The sequence below is a fragment of the Streptomyces sp. NPDC047000 genome, from assembly GCF_040644295.1.
Lineage (GTDB): Bacteria > Actinomycetota > Actinomycetes > Streptomycetales > Streptomycetaceae > Streptomyces.
This window is the reverse complement of sequence record NZ_JBEYWE010000021.1, coordinates 110,318-128,805: the sequence shown is the minus strand read 5'-3', so window position 1 is coordinate 128,805 and position 18,488 is coordinate 110,318. Positions and strand designations below refer to the sequence as shown.

The following is an 18,488-nucleotide window of genomic DNA, read 5'->3' as shown; positions in this document are numbered from 1 at the left end:
TGCGTCCTTTCCGTGGGCGTCGGGCGTGATCAGGGGCGGCCGAAGGCGCGGCGCAGGAACGCGGCGGCCTGCTCCACCGCTCTGCGTCCCGCGGGCAGGGTGCCCGCCATGGCGAAGAAGCCGTGCGCCATCCCCTCGTACCGGGTCAGTTCCACGGGGACACCGGCGGCTCGCAGACGGTGCGCGTACTCCTCGCCCTGGTCACGGATGGGGTCGTACTCCGCGGTGATCACCAGGGCGGGCGGCAGTCCGCTGTGGTCGGCGGCGCGCAGCGGGGAGGCCAGCGGGTTCAGGCCGTCCTCCTCGGTGGCGAGGTAGTGGTTCCAGTACCAGGCCACCGACGTGGCGTTGAAGAGGTACGGATCGGTGTTCTCCCGCAGCGACGGGGTGTCGGAGCGATGGTCGGTGTTGGGATACACGAGCAACTGGGCGGTGATCGCGGGGCCGTGCTCGTCGCGCGTCTTGAGGCTGACGGCGGCGGCCAGATTGCCGCCGGCGCTGTCGCCGCCGACGGCCAGGAGGGCGGGATCCAGGCCCAGTTCCCCGCGGTGCGCGGCGATCCAGTGCACGGCGGCGGCGCAGTCCTCGACGGCGGCGGGGAAGCGGTGTTCGGGTGCCAGCCGGTAGCCGACCGCGACGGTGACGCAGCCGACGGCGTTGGTCAGACTGCGGCAGATGGCGTCGCTGGTGTCGATTGTGCCCAGCGTCCAGCCGCCGCCGAAGAAGTAGACGAGGACCGGGAAGGGGCCCTCGCCCTCGGGCACGTATCCGCGCACCGGAATCTCGCCGGCCGGACCCGGCACCGTGCGCTCCCACACCCGCGCGACGGGTTCCGGTTCCCCGGCCCCGTCCCGTACGGCGGCCAGGTCGGCCGCCCTCGCCTCCGCGACGGGAAGCTTGTACAGCGGTGTGACGCCCTCCTTCTCCTTCAGCTCACGCAGGGCTTTCAACTGCGGGTCGAGCGGCATGTGCACCCCTTGGAAAGTCGGTGTCCACGATGAGGGGAACGGCGCCCACGCAGTACACGCGGACGACGGGCCGGACCGCGGACCAGGCGGCCACCGCCAGCCGGCCGGCCGGCGGTGCGTCGAGCACGCAGGCGGTCACGGCCAGATCGGTACGGCCCGGCAGCGCCCGCAGCGTCAGTTCCGCTCCGGCCGGGAGACGGCCGTCAGGCCGGTGGCGCAGCGGCTCCTCACCGGTCGGCCACCGCTCGGGCAGGGTGACCGGCCGACGGGTACCGCCCCGCCGCAGCCCTGTGCCGAGAGCCTTGCAGGCAGCCTCCTTCTGCACCCAGAGATGGCAGAAACCGCCCGGCTGCTCCGAGGCCGGCAGCCCCGTCACCCAGGCGGCCTCCGCAGGGGCCAGCCAGCGCCGGGCCAGCTGCCCGACCGGTCGCACGGGCGTCGTCTCGACGTCCACCCCGACGGGGCAGTGACGCGACAGGGCGACGGCGACCAGTGCGTCGCGGGCGTGGCTGATGCTGACATGCAGCGGGGCCGGCGCACCGGCCAGCCGCGGCCGCCCGCCGGGCTCATGGTCCACCGCCAGATCACCGGCCGGGACGGCGAGTTCGGCTGCCGCCGCACGCAGCAGCAGGGCGTGGGCCGCTTCCCTGGCCCGGCCGGTCACCTCGGCGACGAACACGGTCACCCCGGCCGCGGCGCCGCTCATGCCGGTACGGGCCAGTTCAGGGTCACGGCGCGGTCCGCCAGAGCCATCACCGGAAGATGCGTGGTGGCCCGCGGACTGACCGGCATGACCGAGGCGTCGATCACCCAGAGCCCCTCGGTGCCCCGCACCCGGCAGCGGCTGTCGACCACCGCCTGCGGATCGGCGTCGGTGCCCATGCGGCAGGAGCCGACCGGGTGGTTGTAGACCATGGGCGCGGCGCGCACCGCGTCCTCCAGATCGGCGTCCGCCACCTTGGGGCCCGGCCGGATCTCCTGCACCAGCATGTCGCGCAGCCCGGGAGCCGCCGCCAGCGCGCGGATGACCCGCACGCCCTCGGCCACCTTTCGGGCGTCCTCGGCGCGGCGGTAGAAACCCAGCTCGATCAGCGGCGCGTCTGCGGCCTCCGGGGAACGCAGCCGCACCGACCCGCTGGACAGCGGCTGCACCAGGGCCGAGACGAAGGCGATGTCGAACCCCGTCGGATGCGGACGCGAACCGGGCGACGGCGCCGCCGCCCGCGCCTGGATGTGAAGGTCGGCGTCGGGTTCGCCGGGCGTCGACCTGAGCGTCAGCATCGTGCGCCACCGGGCCGGGGGATGATCCCCGGGCGCCGCCGCGAACAGCGTCAGGTAGGCCGGGTGCTCGACCAGGCCGCTGCCCACGCCGGGCAGGTCGAGCACCGGTTCGACGCCCACCGACCTCAGGTGCTCGCGCGGCCCGATGCCGGAGCGCAGCAGGACGGCCGGACTGCTGTAGCTGCCGGCGCACAGCACGACGTGACGGGCCCGGATCACTTCCCCGGACGCCAGCCGGACACCGCGGGCCCGGCCGTCCTCGAGCACGACGGAGTGGACCACGGCGTCGCTGCGCACCCGCAGGTTGGCGCGGTGCCGCGCGGGGTCCAGATGGCTGAGCGTCGCGCCGAAGCGGACGCCGTCGACCTGGTTGAGCGGTGCCGCCCCCGCGCCGAGCGCTTGCGGCGCGTTGTGGTCGGTGACCCGCTTGTGGCCCTCGTGCTCGCAGGCGGTGAGGAACGCCTCCTGCGAGGGGGTCAGTTCGCCCGGGGCGGGCCGCCGCAGGGGGACCGGTCCGGCCACTCCGTGCCAGCGCCGGTCCCCCTCCGGGTCGTCCTCCAGCCGCCGGTAGTGGGGCAGGATCTCCTCCCAGGACCACTCCGGCAGTCCCAGCGCCGCCCAGGAGTGGTGGTCGGCCGGCCGGCTGCGCAGCGCGAGGCAGTAGTTCACCGATGAGGAACCGCCCGCCACCCGGCCGCGGGGCAACGGCAGGGGGCTGCCACCGAACGTGGTGAGTTCCCCGTCCGTGTAGCCCCAGTCGTGGCTGGTCGGCATGGCGGTACCGGAGCGCAGGTCGGCGGGCCGGCTGTCCGGGTCGGGATAGTCGGGCCCCGCCTCGATCAGGGTGACGCGCCGGGCGGGATCCGCCGAGAGGCGCGCGGCGACCACACAGCCGGCCGATCCGGCACCGACGACGACAACGTCTTCTTCCACAGACATCTCCTGCTGCGTCTGATGCGGCGGCCCGGCTCAGCGGTAGAAACGGTAGACGGCCTCGGCCACGCACGCGGGCTTTGCGCTGCCCTCGGCCTCGACGGTGAAGTCGAGCAGTATCTGCACCCCGCCGCCCTTGATCTCCTCGGCCTCGACGACCCGGCCGAGCAGCCGGACCCGGGCGCCGACTTTGACCGGTGCGGGGAACCGCACTTTGTTCAGGCCGTAGTTGACCGCCATCTTCGCGCCCTTGACCTCCACCAGCTCGAGGAAGAGCGGCACCAGCAGGGAGACGGTGAGGTAGCCGTGCGCGATCGTGCCGCGGAAGGGACTCGTACGGGCCCGCTCCGCGTCGACGTGGATCCATTGGTGGTCGTCGGTGGCGTCGGCGAAGGTGTTCACCCGCTCCTGGGTGATCTCCCGCCAGGCGGTGTGGCCCAGGTCCTGGTCGGACAGGCCCGCGAGGGCGTCTACGTCGTACACGTTCAGGGCCATGTCTCTCAAGCCTCCGTGGTCGTGGCGGCCGGCGCCCGGCCGGCCTGGTCGGAAATGGGTCCGTCGGGTGCGGGGGCGGTCGGCGCCCACCGCGCGCGGAGCCGGGCGCGGTCCACTTTGCCCGCGCCGTTGAGTGGAAGTCCGGGCACCAGACGGATCGTCGCGGGGGTCTTGTAGGCGGCCAGCCGGCCGCGCACATGGGCTCGCAGCTCCTCGCCGGTCACCGAGCCGCCGGCGGCGGGCTCCACCAGGGCGAGGCCCGCCTCGCCCCAGGTGTCGTCCGGGACGCCGAGCACGGCGCACCGCAGCACCCCGGGGTGTTCGGCCAGGACCCGCTCCACCTCGGCGGGGTAGACGTTCTCGCCGCCCGAGACGTACATGTCCTTGATTCGGTCGATCACCCTCAGGAAGCCGTCCTCGTCCTGTACGGCGATGTCACCGGTGGCGAGCCAGCCGTCGCGGAGCACGGCGTCGGTGGCGTCGGGCCGTCCCCAGTACCCGCGCATGACATGCGGCCCCTTCAGCAGGATCTCGCCCGGTTCGCCGACCGCCGCGTCGGTTCCGTCCGGCCGGACGAGACGGGCGTCGGAGAAGAAGTTGGCCGGACCGACCGAGGCGGGCCTGCGGGCGGTGTACGAGGGGGGAACGACCGTGGCCGCCGGCGAGGTCTCGGTGAGCCCGTAGCCCTGCGCGAACGGCAGACCGCGGTCCAGGCAGGTACGTACCGTGCGGTCGCTCGCCCGGGCGCCGCCGCACAGCGCGATGCGCAGACTGCTGAGGTCGGCGCGCGCCCAGCCGGGGTGACGTGACATCGCCTCGTACATGGTCGGAACGCCGAAGACGAAGTCCACCCGGTGCTCGGGGATCAGCTCCAGGGCGCGCCCCGGGTCGAAGTCCGCCAGCAGCACGGTGCCGCCCTTGAGGAGGGTGGGAAGGCAGATCATGCCCAGCGCCGCGGCGTGGAACAGCGGGGCGTGCACCAGGGCGACCGTGGCGGAGGTGATGTCCAGGTCGACGACGACGTCCAGGCAGTTCCAGACGAGGTTGCCGTGGGTGAGGACCACGCCCTTGGGGCGGCCGGTGGTGCCCGACGTATACATGATCAGGCAGGCGTCGTCGTGCCCGACCGGCTCGTCGAGGTCCTCGTCCCTTTCCGCGCCGTTCCCGCCCAGCAGCTCCTCGTAGCCCACCTCTCCGGCTCCCGGACTGCCGAGCGTGACCGGGAGCCGGACGGGAAGGCGGTCGTGCAGGGCGGTGACGGACTCGTCGTGGCGGGCGGTGCGGACCAGGACGGTGCTGCCGGAGTCGGCGAGGACGTATCCGATCTCGTCCGCGCTCGAGCGGGTGTTGAGCGGCACGAACACCGCCCCCAGCAGACCGGCGGCGAAGAGCGTCTCCAGGAACGCCGGATGGTTCTCGCCCAGATAGGCGACGCGGTCGCCGCGCCGCACACCCCGTCCGCGCAGGGCCGCGGCCAGGAGCTGCACCCGCCGGTGCAGCTCCCGGTAACCGGTGCGACGCCCCTGGTGGACCCAGGCGGTGTGCTCCGGTGTCCGGCGGGCCCGGCGGGCGGGCCAGGACCCGAGGCCCTGATTGCGCATTCCGGCCCCTCAGTCCTTGACCAGGCCGAGCAGCCGGGCCGCGTTGTCCTTGAGGATCTTCGGCCGCACCTCGGGTTTGATGTCCAGCTTCTCGAAGTCGGCGAGCCAGCGGTCCGGGGTGATCATCGGGAAGTCCGAGCCGAAGAGGACCTTGTCCTGGAGCAGCGAGTTGGCGTACTTCACCAGCTGCGGCGGGAAGTACTTCGGGGACCAGCCGGACAGGTCGATGTACACCTGCGGCTTGTGGTTGGCCACCGCCAGCGCCTCGTCCTGCCAGGGGAAGGCGGGGTGCGCCATGATGATCGGCATGTCCGGGAAGTCGGCGGCCACGTCGTCGATCAGCATCGGGTCGGAGTACTTCAGGCGGATGCCGGCGCCGCCCGGGGCACCGGCGCCGATGCCGGTCTGGCCGGTGTGGAAGAGGGCGGGGACCCGGAGTTCCTCGATGGCCTCGTACAGCACGTAGGCGGACCGGTCATTGGGGTAGAAGGCCTGGACGCTGGGCTGGAACTTGAAGCCGCGTACCCCGAACTCCTCCACCAGACGGCGAGCCTGGCGGGCCCCGGCCCGGCCCTTGGCAGGGTCGATGCTGGCGAAGGGGATGAGCACGTCGGAGTTGGCCGCCGCGACTTCGGCGACCTCCTCGTTGCGCACGGCGGGAGTACCGGTGTTGGCCTCGGCGTCCACGGTGAAGATCACCGCCGCCATCTTCCGCTGGCGGTAGTACTCCGCCATCTCGGCGGCGTTGGGGTAGCGCTGGCGCTTGACCTTGAAGTACCGGGCCGATGCCTCCTCGATCTCCTCGGGCAGTGAGTTGTGGCCGTCGAGGGAGACCTGGGCGTGGGTGTGGACGTCGATCGCGGTCAGGTCGTCGATGTTCAGCCGGACGGTCATGGGTGTCTCCCGAGTCGTCAGGTACGGGGCAGGTTCTGGAGGGCCGCGATGCCGTACGTCCGGGGCTCCGCACCCACCGAGGTGGGCCAGACGGTGGCGATGTCGTCGGCGTTCCAGCCGCGGTCGCGGTAGGCCACGGAGACCTCCTCGGGGTGGGACCAGAGGGAGAGTTTGTCGCCGCCGATGCCCACACACTGTCCGTTGACCGAGCCGGCGGCGTCGGAGGCGAGGAAGACCACGACCCCGGCCACGTCCTCGGCGGTGCCGAAGCCGACGCCCTTGCGCAGCCAGTCCGGCAGCGGTTCGCCGCGCTGTTCGAGGGCCTCGATGTGCGGGGCGAAGGCCGGAATGGTCTTGGTCATGGCGGTGGCCGCGTTGGGCACGACGGCGTTGACGGTGATCCCGGCCTTGGCCAGTTCCATGGCCCAGGTGCGGACCATGGCCGCTATCCCGGACTTGGCGGCCGCGTAGTTGGTCTGGCCGAAGTTGCCGCGCTGCCCGGCGGGGGAACCGGCCAGGATGAGCCGTCCGCCCTCGCCCTGCTCGCGCATCCGTACCGCGGCGGCACGGGCGCAGGTGAAGGTGCCGCGCAGGTGGACCTCGACGACCTGGTCGAAGTCGTCGTCGGTCATCTTCCACAGCACCCGGTCGCGCAGGATGCCGGCGTTGGTGACCATCACGTCCAGCCGCCCGAACGTGGAGACCGCGGCGTCCACCAGCGCGTCGGCGGTCTCGGCGGTGCCGACCGGGGCGACGACGGCATGCGCACGTCCGCCCGCGGCGGTGATCTGCTTGACGGCCTGTCCGGCGCTTTCGCCGTCCACGTCGTTCACGACCACGGCGGCGCCCGCCGCGGCCAGTGCCGAGGCGTAGGCGAGCCCGAGTCCGCGGCCGCTGCCGGTGACGACGGCGACCTTGCCGTTGAGGTTCATCGGGTGGAGTCCTCTCGGTCGGGGTGCGCAGGAGGGTGGGGTGCGGAGGCCGTCATCCGTGGTCGGCCGCGGGCCGTGTGCCGGCCTCCTCGGCCTCGGCCATGGCCTCGACGAGCCGCCGGGCGCGGATCGTGCCCGCGTCGTTGCGCAGATTGACCACGGGGCGGCCGGGATTGCGCCGCATCACGGAGTACGCGCCTTCGATCGCGCCGCTGTCCTGCGCGAAGACATCGGCGAACTTGCGCTGGAGCACCTCGTCGTAACCGGGCTCGTCCCGCCTGAAGCGACGGGCGAAGGACCAGAAGTACCAGGTGGTGTGCTCGGTCTCCGGGGTACCGAAGTTGAGGTTGCAGCCCTCGGCGCCATGGCTGCGGTGCCCTTCCTGGGCACCGGTGCCGGCCGGCGCGACGCCCACGTCCAGCACGGTGGAGGCCGGCGGGCGGAACTCGATGAGCTGCCAGCGGTCCACGTTGCCGTCCTGGTTGAGCGCCTCCCGCCACAGCGGTGCCGCGTCGTGGTCGAGGATCCAGCGGGTGACGTGGACGTGCTGGTCGTCCCCGGTGACCTGGATGGGGTTGGCCTGGATGTTGTCGTCGCCGAGGCTGCCGGCGTGGACGTAGGTCTCGTGGGTGGTGTCGATGAGGTTGTCCGCGAGCATGGCGTAGTTCGCCCGGAGATGGATCGTGCCGCCGACCGCGCTCCACTCGGGGTGGTCGTTGCGCTCGAAGATGTCCGGGATGAGCGCGGGGTCGGCCCGGTCGGTGGCGCCCGGCCACACCCAGACGTACCCGTGGCGCTCGACACAGGGGTAGGTCGGCACCCGTGCCCCGTCGGGTATGTGGTCCTGGCCCGGGATCTCCACGCACCGGCCGGTGCCGTCGAACTGCATGCCGTGGTAGGCGCACCGGATCGTGTGGTCCTTCTCGGGGATGCCGAGGGACAGGGGCATCTGGCGGTGCGGGCAGCGGTCCTCCAGGGCGGCGGGCTGTCCGTCGCCGTCCCGGAAGAAGACCATGGGCAGGTTGCAGACGGTACGGGACAGGATGGCGCCGGAGGCGACCTCGTGCGGCCAGGCGGCCACGTACCAGGCGTTCATGATGATCTTCATCGGTGCTGCTCCTCGGATGCGGGGCCCTCGGCGACGGCCGCGGCCACAGGCTCGGCGGGGGTGCGGAGGGTGTCGGCGACCGGGCCGTGAGCCGGCTCCGGCAGGTCCGCCAGGTAGTCCGTGGGACGGGTGGTGTCCACCCCGTCGGGCAGTCCGGCCGCGCGGCAGACCACGGTCGCGGCGATCGCGACGACAAGGTTCACCAGCAGGGCCAGCATCCCGGCGTAGACCGGCATACCGGTGCTCAGCCCGATCTTCGACAGGGGGAAGGCCGAACCGCCGAAGTGCGCGTGGCCGGTGGCCGGATTGGGGATCTCGTACAGCATCCACAGGCCCGAACCCATGCCCGCGATCCAGCCCGCGATGAGACCGCCGCGATGGAACCACCGGACGAAGAGGCCGAGTGCCACAGCCGGCAGGGTCTGCATGATGATGACGTTGCCGATGAGCTGGAAGTCCGTGGAGAACTGGGGGTCCAGCAGCAGGGTGCACACGAGCGCACCGAACTTGACCAGCAGCGAGGCCACTTTGCTGACCCGGGCCTCGTGCGCCTTGTCCGCGCCGGGCCTCACGTACTCCATGTAGATGTTGCGGGTGAAGGTGTTGGCGGCGCCGATCGACATCACCGAGGCGGGCACCAGCGCCGCGACGGCGATGGCCGCGAAGGCGATGCCGGTGAACCAGTGGGGGAAGACCTGCTGGAACAGCAGCGGGACCACGGTGTTGTTGTCCGGTTTCCCGTTGTCCCGCATCAGCGGGGTGACTCCGGCCGCGACGGCCATGAAGCCCAGCAGGGCGATGAATCCGACGATGAGGCTGTACACGGGCAGCGCGGCCATGTTGCGCTTGACGACGTTGCGGCTCCGGGCCGCGAGGGCGCCGGTGCTGGTGTGCGGGAACAGGAACAGGCCGAGTGCCGAACCGAGTGCCAGCGAGGCGTAGTTGAGCTGGTTGTTCGAAGCGAGGAGCACACCGCCGGACGACTCGCCGGAGAACTTCTTCCCCGCCGTGTCGAAGATGTCGCCCCATCCTCCGAGTTTGAAGGGGATGTAGAGGACGGCGGCGATGATCACCAGGTACACCAGGGTGTCCTTGACGATCGCTATGACGGTCGGACCCCGTAGGCCGGACCGGTAGGTGAATCCGGCCAGCACCACGAAGGCCAGGACGACGGGCCACTGTCCGTCGACGCCCATGGTCTTCAGGACCGCCTCGATGCACAGCAGCTGCAGAGCGATGTAGGGCAGGGTGGCCAGGATCCCGGTGATCGCCACGAGCAGGGCCAGGGTGCGGGACCCGAACCGCCCCCGGACGAAGTCCGCGGTGGTGACGTACCCCTTGGCGTACGACACCGACCAGAGCCGCACGAGCACGAGATACACCATCGGGTAGACGATGGCGAGGTCCGGTAACGAGAAGAAACCCGCGGCTCCGACGTTGAACACCAGTGCCGGTATGGCGACGAAGGTGTAGGCGGTGTAGAGGTCGCCGCCGATCAGGAACCAGGTCATCCAGGAGCCGAGCCGGCGTCCGCCCAGCCCCCACTCGTCGATGTCGTCCATGGTGTCGGGCCGGCGCCAGCGCGCCGCGGCGAACCCGAGCCCGGCGACGGTGGCGAACAGCAGGGTGAAGACGATTGCCTCGGTGGTGTCAGTGTTCACGGTTCGGCCCGCCACGCCCGGTCATCAGGTACACGCACGTGGCGCACAGGGAGGCGAAGACGACCAGGGCCAGCTGGAACCAGTAGAAGAACGGGATTCCCGCCAGGCGCGGCCGGTCCGAGTTGTAGACGAATGTGAGCAGCGGCATGACGGCCGCGACGAGCAGCAGCCAGTTCCACGGACTTCGGTCGCTGCGGTGGGTCCGTGTGGCCGTCCGGTTCTGTGTCAATTCTCCCCCTCGATGCCTCAGCGTCTGGCAAAAAGGTGACCGATCGATCGCATAATGTCAAGGTCCTCCGTGTGACCGCTGCAAACCTGGTGGTAGTCTCAAGAAACTTCACGTGCGATCGTTCGCATACATTATTGAGATGCTGCGCACGGGTAGCTGCACCGGACGTCGCGGGCCGATTCAGGAGGAGCGCATGGCAGGTAACCGAACCATGGTGGGAGCGGTCTGCGGGACCGTCACCGGCCTCGCGTGGGGAGGTATGTTCGTCGTCGCCAAGTCCGCGTACGGCCGTCTCGACCCGTTCCACCTGACCGCGGTGCGCTTCCTGTTCGCGGCGAGCATCTTCTGCGTGCTGCTGCTCCTCGTCGAGGGCAAGGGGGCGTTCCGCCTGGAGGGCCGGGCCGCCGGACTGTGGCTGCTGTCCACCGTCGGTTTCGCGGGCTTCAACTTCTGCACCTACGTCGGACTGGAGCACATCCCCGCGCAGAGCTCGGCGCTCATCATGGCGACGATGCCCCTGGTGACCGTGCTGGTGATGTGGGCACGCACCCGCAAGGCCCCGCCGGCCGTCACCCTCGGCCTGGTCGTGCTGGCCCTGCTGGGCGTGGCCATGGTCCTCGGCAACGGCAATCCCGTGCGGGTCCTGACGGGCGGACTGGGCTACGGCGGCCTGCTCACCCTGCTCGGCGTCGTCGGCTGGATGACGTACACCACCGGGTCGGCCGGTTACCCCGGCTGGTCGGCGCTGCGCTACACGACGCTGACCTGCTTACTCGGCACCGGCTCCATTCTTGTGATCACCCTCGTCGCCACCCTGGCGGGCTGGATCCCCGACCCGGGCCCCGTGCAGTACGTGCGGGTGTGGTGGCAGATCCTCTATGTGGTGATCGCCGCGACCTCCGTGGCCACGCTCACCTGGAACACCGCGTTCCGTAAGCTCGGACCCTCCAACGGCGTCCTGTTCATCAACCTCGTCCCCATCACGGCCTTCGTCATCCAGGCGTTCCGCGGTCACCGGCCCACCGTGTACGAGGGCATCGGCGTGGCCCTCGTCCTGGTGGCCCTGTTCGCCTCGAACGCCTACTCCCGGCGGCGTGCCGCCGCGGAGGCGGCCCGGCGCGGATCGGTGGCCGCGCCGGTCGCGGCCTCCTCCGGAGCGGGCACGGCCCGGGAAGCGGACGTGGTCCGTGTCCGGGCGGCCGGGCGGGGGCCGGACCGGCGGGAGACCTGATGCGGCGCCGTACCGGCCGGGACTGTACGCTGAAGATCCTTCTGTCCACCTACTCATGTCCGCTCGTGCCGTGCACCCGGGCTCTGTCCGGCCGGCGGCACTGCAGGCGGTCTTCATCAAGTGCAGGGCTGGTGACTTCCGACCATGGCTGACGGGCGTACGGACGGCCGCATTCTCCGAGGCAACCAGACGCGGCGCAACATTCTCCGGCGTGCGGTCGACATCGCCTCCGTCGAGGGACTGGAGGGCCTCTCCATCGGCCGGCTCGCGACCGACCTCGACATCAGCAAGAGCGGGGTCTTCGCACTCTTCGGCTCCAAGGAGGACCTGCAGCTCGCGACGGTCCGCGCGGCGGGCCGCATCTACACGGAGCGGGTCATCACCCCGGCCTTCGACGTACCGCCCGGTCTCGGCCGGGTGTGGAAGCTGTGCACGGCCTGGATCGTCTACTCCCGCGGTCGGACCTTCCCGGGAGGCTGTTTCTTCTACACCGTGGCCGCCGAGTTCGACGCCCGGCCCGGCCGGGTGCGCGAGGCCATCGCGGACGCGGGGCGCACCTGGAACGAGGTGGTGCGGCGCGCCATCGACGACGCCCGGCACGTGGGCGACGTCGTCGCGGAGGCGGACAGCGAGCAGCTCACGTTCGAGATCGTCTCTTTCCTGGAGACGTCCAACGGAGCCTCACTTCTCCACGACGACATGGACGTCTACGATCGCGCCGCCGCCGCGATCCACTCCCGGCTCACGGCGGTCGCCGTCGACCCCGCGGCCCTCGACGACCTCGTCGAGGCGGGCGACTGAGGGACTCACCGCGGCCCGGCCGGCTGCGCCGCGGCCAGATAGGACTGGAGGGCGATGGCGCGCTCGGAGTTGGCGATGAGCGTTTCGGTCAGACGCAGCAGGTCCTGGAACTCGGCCCGGCTGAGGTCGGCGAACTGCTGGTCGTTGACCTGCTGTTGCACGGGGGCGAGGGACTCCAGGAGGTCCAGTCCCTCGTCGGTCACCGAGATGTCGACGACGCGTGAGTCCGCGGCATTGCGCTGCTTGTGCAGCAGACCGCGGTTGGCGAGGTTCTTGACCTCGACGGTGACGAACGTGGCGCTGACGTTCAGGTGAGCCGCGAGGTGCTTGATCCGCACCGGACCGGTCTCCTGCATGTGCGCACAGGAGACGAGGACCGTGTACTGGGGAGGTGTGAGGCCCACGACGGCCGCATGCCCCGCACGGACCGTGTCATGGCGTGCGGCGAGCGCGAAAAGCCGTGACACGAGCAGGCGGAAATCCCTGTCCGACCCCCCGACCAGCAGTTCGGGACGGCTGACGGTCAGGGGGGCCTGACGTGGCGTCTGCGTCTTCGTCGGCGGGTGGTGTGCGGCACGGGGGCACATGACAGCAGCCTAACAGTGTCCGACTTATGTTCGGCACTTAGATGTTTCTGCCGGGATCCCTGGAGCGGGACGGCGTGTTCACCGTTCCGCGGAGAACGGGGTCAGCCGCTGCTGCGGGCGGCCCTGGGCCGCGGCCGCGAGCGCCACCACGATCTCACCGGCGTGCGGGGCGTCGGCGATGCGCACCTCGAAACTCTGGTGGTGGGAGCGGACGGTGGCGTCCGTGATGTGCTTGAGCGGGATGTCGAAGGGGGTGCCGCTGCCCGCGCGCTTCTCGACCGCGGGCAGCAGCACCGTCGCGCCCGCGGCCGCGCGGAAGTGGTTGCCGAAGGCCAGGGTGTGGATGAGGGCCGAACCGTGCTCGATCTCGCCGTCCAGACCGACGACGGCCGCCTTGCCGTACGCCTCGACCGGCGCGCCGAGTGCCTCGACGACCCGGCCCGCAAGAAGCTTGCCGAGGTCGGAGGCGTGGGCGTCGATGCCGGGCCGCAGATCCTCGACGAATCCCCGGCCCGCCCATGGGTTGTCGATCACGGCCGCGACGACGGCGACGCGCGCGGCGGGGACGACCGGCCGGCCGCCCTCGACGAGCAGTTCCTCGACCAGCGTCACGATCTTGCGGACGTTCATGAGTAGTCTCCTCGCAGGTCGTCGGCCCGTACGACGGGGTCGGTGGTGCGGTCGCCCGCCCGGGCGAAGGGGCGGGTGCCGGTGGAGGCACCGACGGCGACGAGGATCTCGTCCGGCCGGGGCGCGTCGGGAACACAGGTGGGCACGGTCTGGAAGTGGTCGCGGGTCGGGCCCGCGTCCTTGCGGCACAGCGGGATCACGAGCGGGATGCCGGCGTCCGCCCGGTCGTCGGCGAAGGCGATGACCTGGTCGCCCCCGAGGAACGTGCGGACCAGGCCGGCGAAGTAGGGCGTGTGCAGCAGGGCCGCGCCGTGTTCCAGTTCACCGCTGGTCCCGATCAGCGCTCCTTTGCCGAACGCCTCGATCCGGTCCGGGCCGCCGCACTGCGCCAGGACGCGGTCGGTGAGCAGCCTGGCGAGCCGGGCGGCGATCTCCCGTACCGGAGTGCGCAGGTCGTTGTCGGTGGGCAGACCGATCCACGGGTTGCGGATCACGGCGGCGGCCGTCACCCGCATCACGGGCTCGGGCAGTACCGCCCCGGCCTCGGTGAGCATCTCGTCGGCGCGGACGACGATCTTGCGGAGGCCCCACCGGTGGTCGGCCGACGCCGGGTCGGAGTGCCGCAGCGGGGCGGGTGCGGTGTCCGCGCGGTGCTCGCCGGTCATCGCGCCTCCGCAGGGGTACGGGCCGAGTGCCGGCGGGCCGTCCGCTTCGGCGCGGGAGTGTTGCGGCTCCTGGTCAGCCGCACGACGCCGGCGGTCACCACGCAGCTGATGCCGGGGAGATCGCCCACGGCGAGGGCTCCCAGGGCGTCGTCCGCCACCGAGCCCAGCGGCGCGTCGAGCACCACGAAGTCGGCGTCGCGGCCGACCTCCAGCCGGCCCGAGGACAGCTCGTAGACGTCCGCGACGTTGCCCGTGGCGGCGACCACGGCCTGGCGGGGAGTGAGCGGGCCGAGTGACGTCAGTTCCGCCATCTCGCGCAGCATGCCCAGGGGGATCACTCCGGTGCCGGTCGGCGTGTCGGTGGCGATCATGATGCGGTGGAACTGCTCGTGCTCGAGCGCCAGGGCCGCGATGTCGATGGCGGAGCGCAGGTTGCCCGCGTGCACGAGTTGCAGCGCGATGTCCTGCCCCTCGACGACCAGACGGCGGTTCTCCTCCGGGGTCAGGGCGGTGGGCCCCCCGTTGCAGTGCCCGGCGATCTGCGGTCGCGCGGCCAGCAGCGCCGTCAGGTCGATCTTGTCCTGGCTTCCGGCGATGCTGCCGCCGCCGGTGTGGAACATGACCTTGAGGCCGGCTTCCCTGGCGGCCCGGACCACGGGTGCGTAGGCGAGGGGCGACTCGAACGCGCCGAAACCCGCCTTGGCGAGCCAGACGCCGAGTTCCCGCATCTCCTTGAAGTCCTCAGCGGTCAGACCGGGTTCGAGGACGATCGACCCGGCGTGCACCCGCATGCCGCCGGGCCGGTAGTCGAGGTAGCAGCGGTTCGCGGCCAGGGCGAGCGCCTTCACCCCCGCCGGGTCGGTGGGCCGGCCGGGCACGTGCACCTCGCTGGCGGAGATGACCGATGTCGTCCCGCCGTGGACGTAGCTCTCCAGGAAGCCGACGGTGTTCTGCCGTGGTGTGTAGTCGCCGAAGGTGGAGTGGACGTGCGAATCGATGAAGCCGGGCAGCACGGTGGTTCCGGCGGCGTCGACGACGGTCTCGTGCGCGTCCGGGTCGATGTCCGCGGTGTCGCCGAGCCAGGTGATGACGCCGGATTCACACACCAGGGCGTCTCCCCGGAGGGGTGCTCCGTCGCGGGTGCCGGCGACCGAGTCGCCGATGTTGACGAGGGCGAGGCTCATGGAGATGTCTCCGTTCGAACGGTCGGGTGGCGTCGTCCGTGTTCAGAACCGGGTCTCCGGAAGAAGGCCGGGGTCGAGCAGGCCGCCGAACCTGCCGGCGTGGAACACCAGGGGTGTTCCGCCCCGGTGGGTGAGGTGATGGACCCGGCCGAAGAAGACGGTGTGGTCGCCGATGTCGAGCCGGCGCGCCACACTGCACTCCAGAGCGGCCAGGGCTCCGGGCACCACCGGCAGGCCCGTCGCCCCGCGGTGCACGTCGAGGCCGGTGAAGCGGTCTCCTCCGGGCTCGGCGAAGGTGTTCGCCACCGGTTGCTGCCGTGCGCCGAGGATGCTGACCGCATAGCGGCCGGCCTCCTCGACGGCCCGCGCCGTCCTGCTCGCGTCCCGGAGACTGACCAGTATCAGGGGCGGGTCGAGGGAGACGCAGGTCAGGGAGTTGACTGTGGCCCCGTGCGGCCCGTCGCGTGACTCGGTCATGACGATCGCGACGCCTGTGGGGAAAGAGCCCATCGCGCGGCGCAGTTCCCGTGCGCCGACGTCCTGCGGCCGGGCCGGGGTGGCCTCCGGTGTACCCATGCCGCTCACCTCACTCGGGAACCGCGGACGTGACGAGCCTCGTGTCGAGGTCGTACTCCGCGAGGAAGCCGTCGACCCGTCTGACGGCGGCGGCGTAGTCGTACTGCTGGTAGGCCCACATCTTGGTCAGGAACGGGGCACCGTTGTAGAACATCTCGTACTGCTGGTGACGGCCGGCGAACTCGGACCCGATCACGTCCCACGCCAGCCGCATGAGTTTGATGCGCTCCTCGGCCGGGACGCCGGGGGAGACCACGTACCTGTCGATGACGGGCCGCGTCAGGGGGCTGTGCATGTCCTCTATGCCGGAGGGGACCTGAAGCACGCCGCCGCCGCACAGGTCCCGGATCGTGTGGATGACCCGCGGGTAGAGGTCGGCCTGCCGGGAGACCTGGCCGTAGACGGCCGGACGGCTGGGCACGGCGAAACCGTCGGCGTCCACGACGGCGTCGTACTCGGCGGCGTGCAGACTCGCGGTCACGGACGCGGCGAGACCGGCCAGTTCGCCCAGCTTCTCCACCACGCCGGGGAACGTGTCGACGCGGTTCATCGACGCGATCCGGTGGGCGATGCCCAGCAGGAAGTCGAGTTTCACCGACAGCCGTGCCTGGGCCTGCCAGTTCGCCAGGACGTGCGCCCCGGTCTCCTGGAAGCTGCGGTGCAGGAGCCGCGGGTCGCGGTCGACGAACACCCGGTCCCAGGGCACGAAGACGTCCTCGAAGACGGCGAGGGCATCCGTCTCGTCGTACCGGCTGGTGAGCGGGTAGTCGTAGACGCTGGTCGCCCCGGGCGCGTAGGGGCGGCGTTCCAGCAGTTTCAGACCCTCGGTGGCCATCGGGACGGCGAAGCTGACCGCGAAGTCCTTGTCCTCGGGCTTGAGCGGCTTGATGCACGAGACGAAGAGTTCGTCGGCCACGGCGGCGGAGGTCGCCAGCATCGCGGAGCCGCGCACGGTCACGCCCGCGTCGTCGGAGGAGACCACGCCCACCTGGAGGAAGTCCTCGCCCCAGCCGCCGGCGAGGGTGTCGCGTGAGACCTGCGGCGGGATGATGGCGTAGGCGAGGAAGAGCGACTCGTCGAGCACCCGCCGGTAGAAGCGGGTGATGTTGTCACCGAAGGCGGTCGACTGCTCGTCGAAGATGCCGCGGTGGGCGGCCATGGCCGCGATCGTCGAGGGCACGTGGTCGGGGCTGCGGCCGACGAAGCCCTGCGTCAGACCGGCCCACTTAACGTGCGCCTCACGCCGGGCCCGCAGGTCCCGGGTGCTCCGCGGCGTCATGAAGGCCCGGTTGGCCTCGCGCCCGGTCTCCGGGGCGGTGTAGATCATCTCGTTCGCGGGATCCGCGGCGAAGTCGAACATCGTGGCGACCGTGTGGGCGATCGGAGCCGTCGCCGGGTGCCGGGTCACGTCTTTGACCCGCTCACCTCCGAAGAGGACGCAGCGTCCGTCGCTGAGGCCGGCCAAGTAGTCCGCACCGGTTCTCATGGCACCTCCGCGTGCTGAGTGAACTCGGCCGCTCGGCCGCCTCCGAGAGTAGAAGCGATGAAAATACTTACGCAAGAGATTTAGCGAAGTTACTTAGATGTTTCTCCCGGTGCGGAGACGGCGCGGGCCACCGCACCGGTCGGGTGACGCCGGGGGCGGCCGTGATCAGGCGGAGCCGGGCGCCGTGAGCGTCAGGCGGCCCGCGGGAAGTCCTTGCGTTTGATCTTGGCGCGGCGCCCGTCGGGATGGTGGAAGACGATTCCTTCGGCCAGGTGCCCCGGCGCGTAGCGGCTCTCGAGTCCGGCGAGGAAGTCCCTCAACCCGGTGTAGCTGCGCGGCACGTCCTGGTAGACCGGGACGTCGAGGTCGAACGGCACGCACAGGTGGTCGTCCAGCGCCAGCGGGTTGCCCTGGATGCGCGGGCCCAGAGCCTCGCAGGGGTGCTCACCGTCCGGCCAGCCGGAGACATCGGTGTTGCGGGCGGCGGCGAGGATCCACTTGTCGTCGGCCGCGTACTCGTCCGTGTCGACGTACCAGCCGTCGGTGATGCCCAGCTGTTTCTGCGCCCTGCCGGGGTTGCGGCGCTTTTCCACCCGCACCGGCAGGCCGGAGCGGACGGTGATCCGGATGTTCGTGCCGTCGAGCTTCTCGGTCGGAGTGCCCTCGCCCTCGAAGACCCATGCGCATCCGGCGCGGGGCCGGTCGACGACCCGGAAGCGGTCGTCCCGTTCGAACAGTGTGGGGATCTTCTCCATGACCCGCATACCCCTTCGGACCTGCCGGATGAGTTCTTCCGCGTCGATCACCCCGGCCGCCAGTCCACCCGCCAGAGCGCGCACCAGATCGGCGACCGACACCTCCGCCTCGACCGCCACGCGTTTGAGGGCTTTCTTCTCCTCGGCCGAGACCCACGCCACCAGCCGGGACCAGCCCTCCGGCGGGATCCAACGGGCCGGCGCCTGAGGGTCCTTGCGGGGACGTCCCCGCCCTTTTGCTTCGGGCATGACAGGAACTTAGGGAGAGATATATTGTTTTGTCAATTGGCATAACAGAAAAAGCGACCCGGGTGAGGGCATCACGCCGCCCGGCGGAACGGTCCCTCGGCAAAAGCGCGGCGGGCGGGGGACGACGCTGCTCCCGCCCGTGCGCGGACCGAATCACCCGCCGCGGGTGACCCGGCGGCCCACGGCGTCACGGGACCGTGGGACCGGTGCCCCGTCGCCGCG

19 protein-coding genes are annotated in these 18,488 nt (G+C 71.0%); 2 read left to right on the top strand and 17 right to left on the bottom strand.

Annotated elements, in window-relative coordinates:
• Window positions 1–29: 29 nt before the first annotated feature.
• From ABZ862_RS28025 to ABZ862_RS27980, 10 genes are read right to left on the bottom strand one after another with little or no spacing between them, the layout of a single operon-like run.
• Window positions 30–968, bottom strand: coding sequence for an alpha/beta hydrolase (locus ABZ862_RS28025; protein ID WP_360963584.1), 939 nt, complete (start codon window positions 966–968; stop codon window positions 30–32).
• The gene (locus ABZ862_RS28020; protein ID WP_360963581.1) at window positions 934–1,674 is read right to left on the bottom strand and encodes a 4'-phosphopantetheinyl transferase superfamily protein; all 741 of its coding nucleotides are present in this window, start codon (window positions 1,672–1,674) and stop codon (window positions 934–936) included. The genes ABZ862_RS28025 and ABZ862_RS28020 overlap by 35 nt, the downstream gene beginning before the upstream one ends.
• Window positions 1,671–3,182: an FAD-dependent oxidoreductase gene (locus ABZ862_RS28015; protein WP_360963578.1), complete on the bottom strand. Its 1,512-nt coding sequence runs from the start codon at window positions 3,180–3,182 to the stop codon at window positions 1,671–1,673. The genes ABZ862_RS28020 and ABZ862_RS28015 overlap by 4 nt, the downstream gene beginning before the upstream one ends.
• Before the next feature lie 36 nt (window positions 3,183–3,218).
• A complete protein-coding gene (locus ABZ862_RS28010; RefSeq protein ID WP_360963575.1) occupies window positions 3,219–3,677 on the bottom strand; it encodes a MaoC family dehydratase in 459 nt (152 codons plus the stop codon).
• A 5-nt stretch (window positions 3,678–3,682) separates the two neighbouring features.
• Window positions 3,683–5,278, bottom strand: a complete 1,596-nt coding sequence (locus ABZ862_RS28005) for a long-chain fatty acid--CoA ligase (protein WP_360963572.1) — start codon at window positions 5,276–5,278, stop codon at window positions 3,683–3,685.
• A gap of 9 nt (window positions 5,279–5,287) precedes the next feature.
• Window positions 5,288–6,172, bottom strand: a complete 885-nt coding sequence (locus ABZ862_RS28000) for an amidohydrolase family protein (RefSeq protein WP_360963569.1) — start codon at window positions 6,170–6,172, stop codon at window positions 5,288–5,290.
• Window positions 6,173–6,189: 17 nt separating this feature from the next.
• Window positions 6,190–7,104, bottom strand: a complete 915-nt coding sequence (locus ABZ862_RS27995; protein WP_360963566.1) for an SDR family NAD(P)-dependent oxidoreductase — start codon at window positions 7,102–7,104, stop codon at window positions 6,190–6,192.
• Between the two features lie 52 nt (window positions 7,105–7,156).
• Entirely contained in the window at window positions 7,157–8,212 is a 1,056-nt protein-coding gene (locus ABZ862_RS27990) for an aromatic ring-hydroxylating dioxygenase subunit alpha (RefSeq protein WP_360963563.1), read from the bottom strand.
• Complete coding sequence (gene mctP, locus ABZ862_RS27985; protein ID WP_360963560.1) at window positions 8,209–9,873, bottom strand: monocarboxylate uptake permease MctP; 1,665 nt, start codon at window positions 9,871–9,873, stop codon at window positions 8,209–8,211. The genes ABZ862_RS27990 and mctP overlap by 4 nt, the downstream gene beginning before the upstream one ends.
• Complete coding sequence (locus ABZ862_RS27980; RefSeq protein ID WP_360963557.1) at window positions 9,863–10,102, bottom strand: DUF3311 domain-containing protein; 240 nt, start codon at window positions 10,100–10,102, stop codon at window positions 9,863–9,865. Before ABZ862_RS27980 ends, mctP begins: the two co-directional genes overlap by 11 nt.
• Before the next feature lie 193 nt (window positions 10,103–10,295).
• Between ABZ862_RS27980 and ABZ862_RS27975 the strand changes: the two genes are divergently transcribed.
• The gene (locus ABZ862_RS27975) at window positions 10,296–11,333 is read left to right on the top strand and encodes a DMT family transporter (protein WP_360963554.1); all 1,038 of its coding nucleotides are present in this window, start codon (window positions 10,296–10,298) and stop codon (window positions 11,331–11,333) included.
• Between the two features lie 144 nt (window positions 11,334–11,477).
• Entirely contained in the window at window positions 11,478–12,134 is a 657-nt protein-coding gene (locus ABZ862_RS27970; protein ID WP_360963551.1) for a TetR/AcrR family transcriptional regulator, read from the top strand.
• A 5-nt stretch (window positions 12,135–12,139) separates the two neighbouring features.
• Here ABZ862_RS27970 and ABZ862_RS27965 read toward each other — a convergent pair whose 3' ends face one another.
• From ABZ862_RS27965 to ABZ862_RS27935, 7 genes are all read right to left on the bottom strand, one after another.
• Window positions 12,140–12,601, bottom strand: coding sequence for a MarR family winged helix-turn-helix transcriptional regulator (locus ABZ862_RS27965; protein ID WP_360963548.1), 462 nt, complete (start codon window positions 12,599–12,601; stop codon window positions 12,140–12,142).
• A gap of 198 nt (window positions 12,602–12,799) precedes the next feature.
• Complete coding sequence (locus ABZ862_RS27960; protein ID WP_360963545.1) at window positions 12,800–13,351, bottom strand: amino acid synthesis family protein; 552 nt, start codon at window positions 13,349–13,351, stop codon at window positions 12,800–12,802.
• A complete protein-coding gene (locus ABZ862_RS27955; RefSeq protein ID WP_360963542.1) occupies window positions 13,348–14,016 on the bottom strand; it encodes an amino acid synthesis family protein in 669 nt (222 codons plus the stop codon). Before ABZ862_RS27955 ends, ABZ862_RS27960 begins: the two co-directional genes overlap by 4 nt.
• Window positions 14,013–15,200 carry an amidohydrolase family protein gene (locus ABZ862_RS27950; protein ID WP_360963539.1) on the bottom strand — a complete coding sequence of 396 codons (1,188 nt, stop codon included), beginning with the start codon at window positions 15,198–15,200 and terminating at the stop codon, window positions 14,013–14,015. The genes ABZ862_RS27955 and ABZ862_RS27950 overlap by 4 nt, the downstream gene beginning before the upstream one ends.
• Before the next feature lie 42 nt (window positions 15,201–15,242).
• Entirely contained in the window at window positions 15,243–15,776 is a 534-nt protein-coding gene (locus ABZ862_RS27945) for a flavin reductase family protein (protein WP_360963536.1), read from the bottom strand.
• 10 nt (window positions 15,777–15,786) lie between these two features.
• A complete protein-coding gene (locus ABZ862_RS27940; protein ID WP_360963533.1) occupies window positions 15,787–17,262 on the bottom strand; it encodes a 4-hydroxyphenylacetate 3-hydroxylase N-terminal domain-containing protein in 1,476 nt (491 codons plus the stop codon).
• 191 nt (window positions 17,263–17,453) lie between these two features.
• The gene (locus ABZ862_RS27935; protein WP_360963530.1) at window positions 17,454–18,266 is read right to left on the bottom strand and encodes a hypothetical protein; all 813 of its coding nucleotides are present in this window, start codon (window positions 18,264–18,266) and stop codon (window positions 17,454–17,456) included.
• Window positions 18,267–18,488 lie beyond the last annotated feature (222 nt).

Bases quoted from the DNA above. Each gene is read 5' to 3' on its own strand.
- ABZ862_RS28025 (WP_360963584.1), bottom strand. From the start codon at position 968: ATGCCGCTCGACCCGCAGTTGAAAGCCCTGCGTGAGCTGAAGGAGAAG.
- ABZ862_RS28020 (WP_360963581.1), bottom strand. From the start codon at position 1,674: ATGAGCGGCGCCGCGGCCGGGGTGACCGTGTTCGTCGCCGAGGTGACC.
- ABZ862_RS28010 (WP_360963575.1), bottom strand. From the start codon at position 3,677: ATGGCCCTGAACGTGTACGACGTAGACGCCCTCGCGGGCCTGTCCGAC.
- ABZ862_RS28005 (WP_360963572.1), bottom strand. From the start codon at position 5,278: ATGCGCAATCAGGGCCTCGGGTCCTGGCCCGCCCGCCGGGCCCGCCGG.
- ABZ862_RS28000 (WP_360963569.1), bottom strand. From the start codon at position 6,172: ATGACCGTCCGGCTGAACATCGACGACCTGACCGCGATCGACGTCCAC.
- ABZ862_RS27995 (WP_360963566.1), bottom strand. From the start codon at position 7,104: ATGAACCTCAACGGCAAGGTCGCCGTCGTCACCGGCAGCGGCCGCGGA.
- ABZ862_RS27990 (WP_360963563.1), bottom strand. From the start codon at position 8,212: ATGAAGATCATCATGAACGCCTGGTACGTGGCCGCCTGGCCGCACGAG.
- ABZ862_RS27975 (WP_360963554.1), top strand. From the start codon at position 10,296: ATGGCAGGTAACCGAACCATGGTGGGAGCGGTCTGCGGGACCGTCACC.
- ABZ862_RS27970 (WP_360963551.1), top strand. From the start codon at position 11,478: ATGGCTGACGGGCGTACGGACGGCCGCATTCTCCGAGGCAACCAGACG.
- ABZ862_RS27960 (WP_360963545.1), bottom strand. From the start codon at position 13,351: ATGAACGTCCGCAAGATCGTGACGCTGGTCGAGGAACTGCTCGTCGAG.
- ABZ862_RS27955 (WP_360963542.1), bottom strand. From the start codon at position 14,016: ATGACCGGCGAGCACCGCGCGGACACCGCACCCGCCCCGCTGCGGCAC.
- ABZ862_RS27950 (WP_360963539.1), bottom strand. From the start codon at position 15,200: ATGAGCCTCGCCCTCGTCAACATCGGCGACTCGGTCGCCGGCACCCGC.
- ABZ862_RS27945 (WP_360963536.1), bottom strand. From the start codon at position 15,776: ATGGGTACACCGGAGGCCACCCCGGCCCGGCCGCAGGACGTCGGCGCA.
- ABZ862_RS27940 (WP_360963533.1), bottom strand. From the start codon at position 17,262: ATGAGAACCGGTGCGGACTACTTGGCCGGCCTCAGCGACGGACGCTGC.
- ABZ862_RS27935 (WP_360963530.1), bottom strand. From the start codon at position 18,266: ATGCCCGAAGCAAAAGGGCGGGGACGTCCCCGCAAGGACCCTCAGGCG.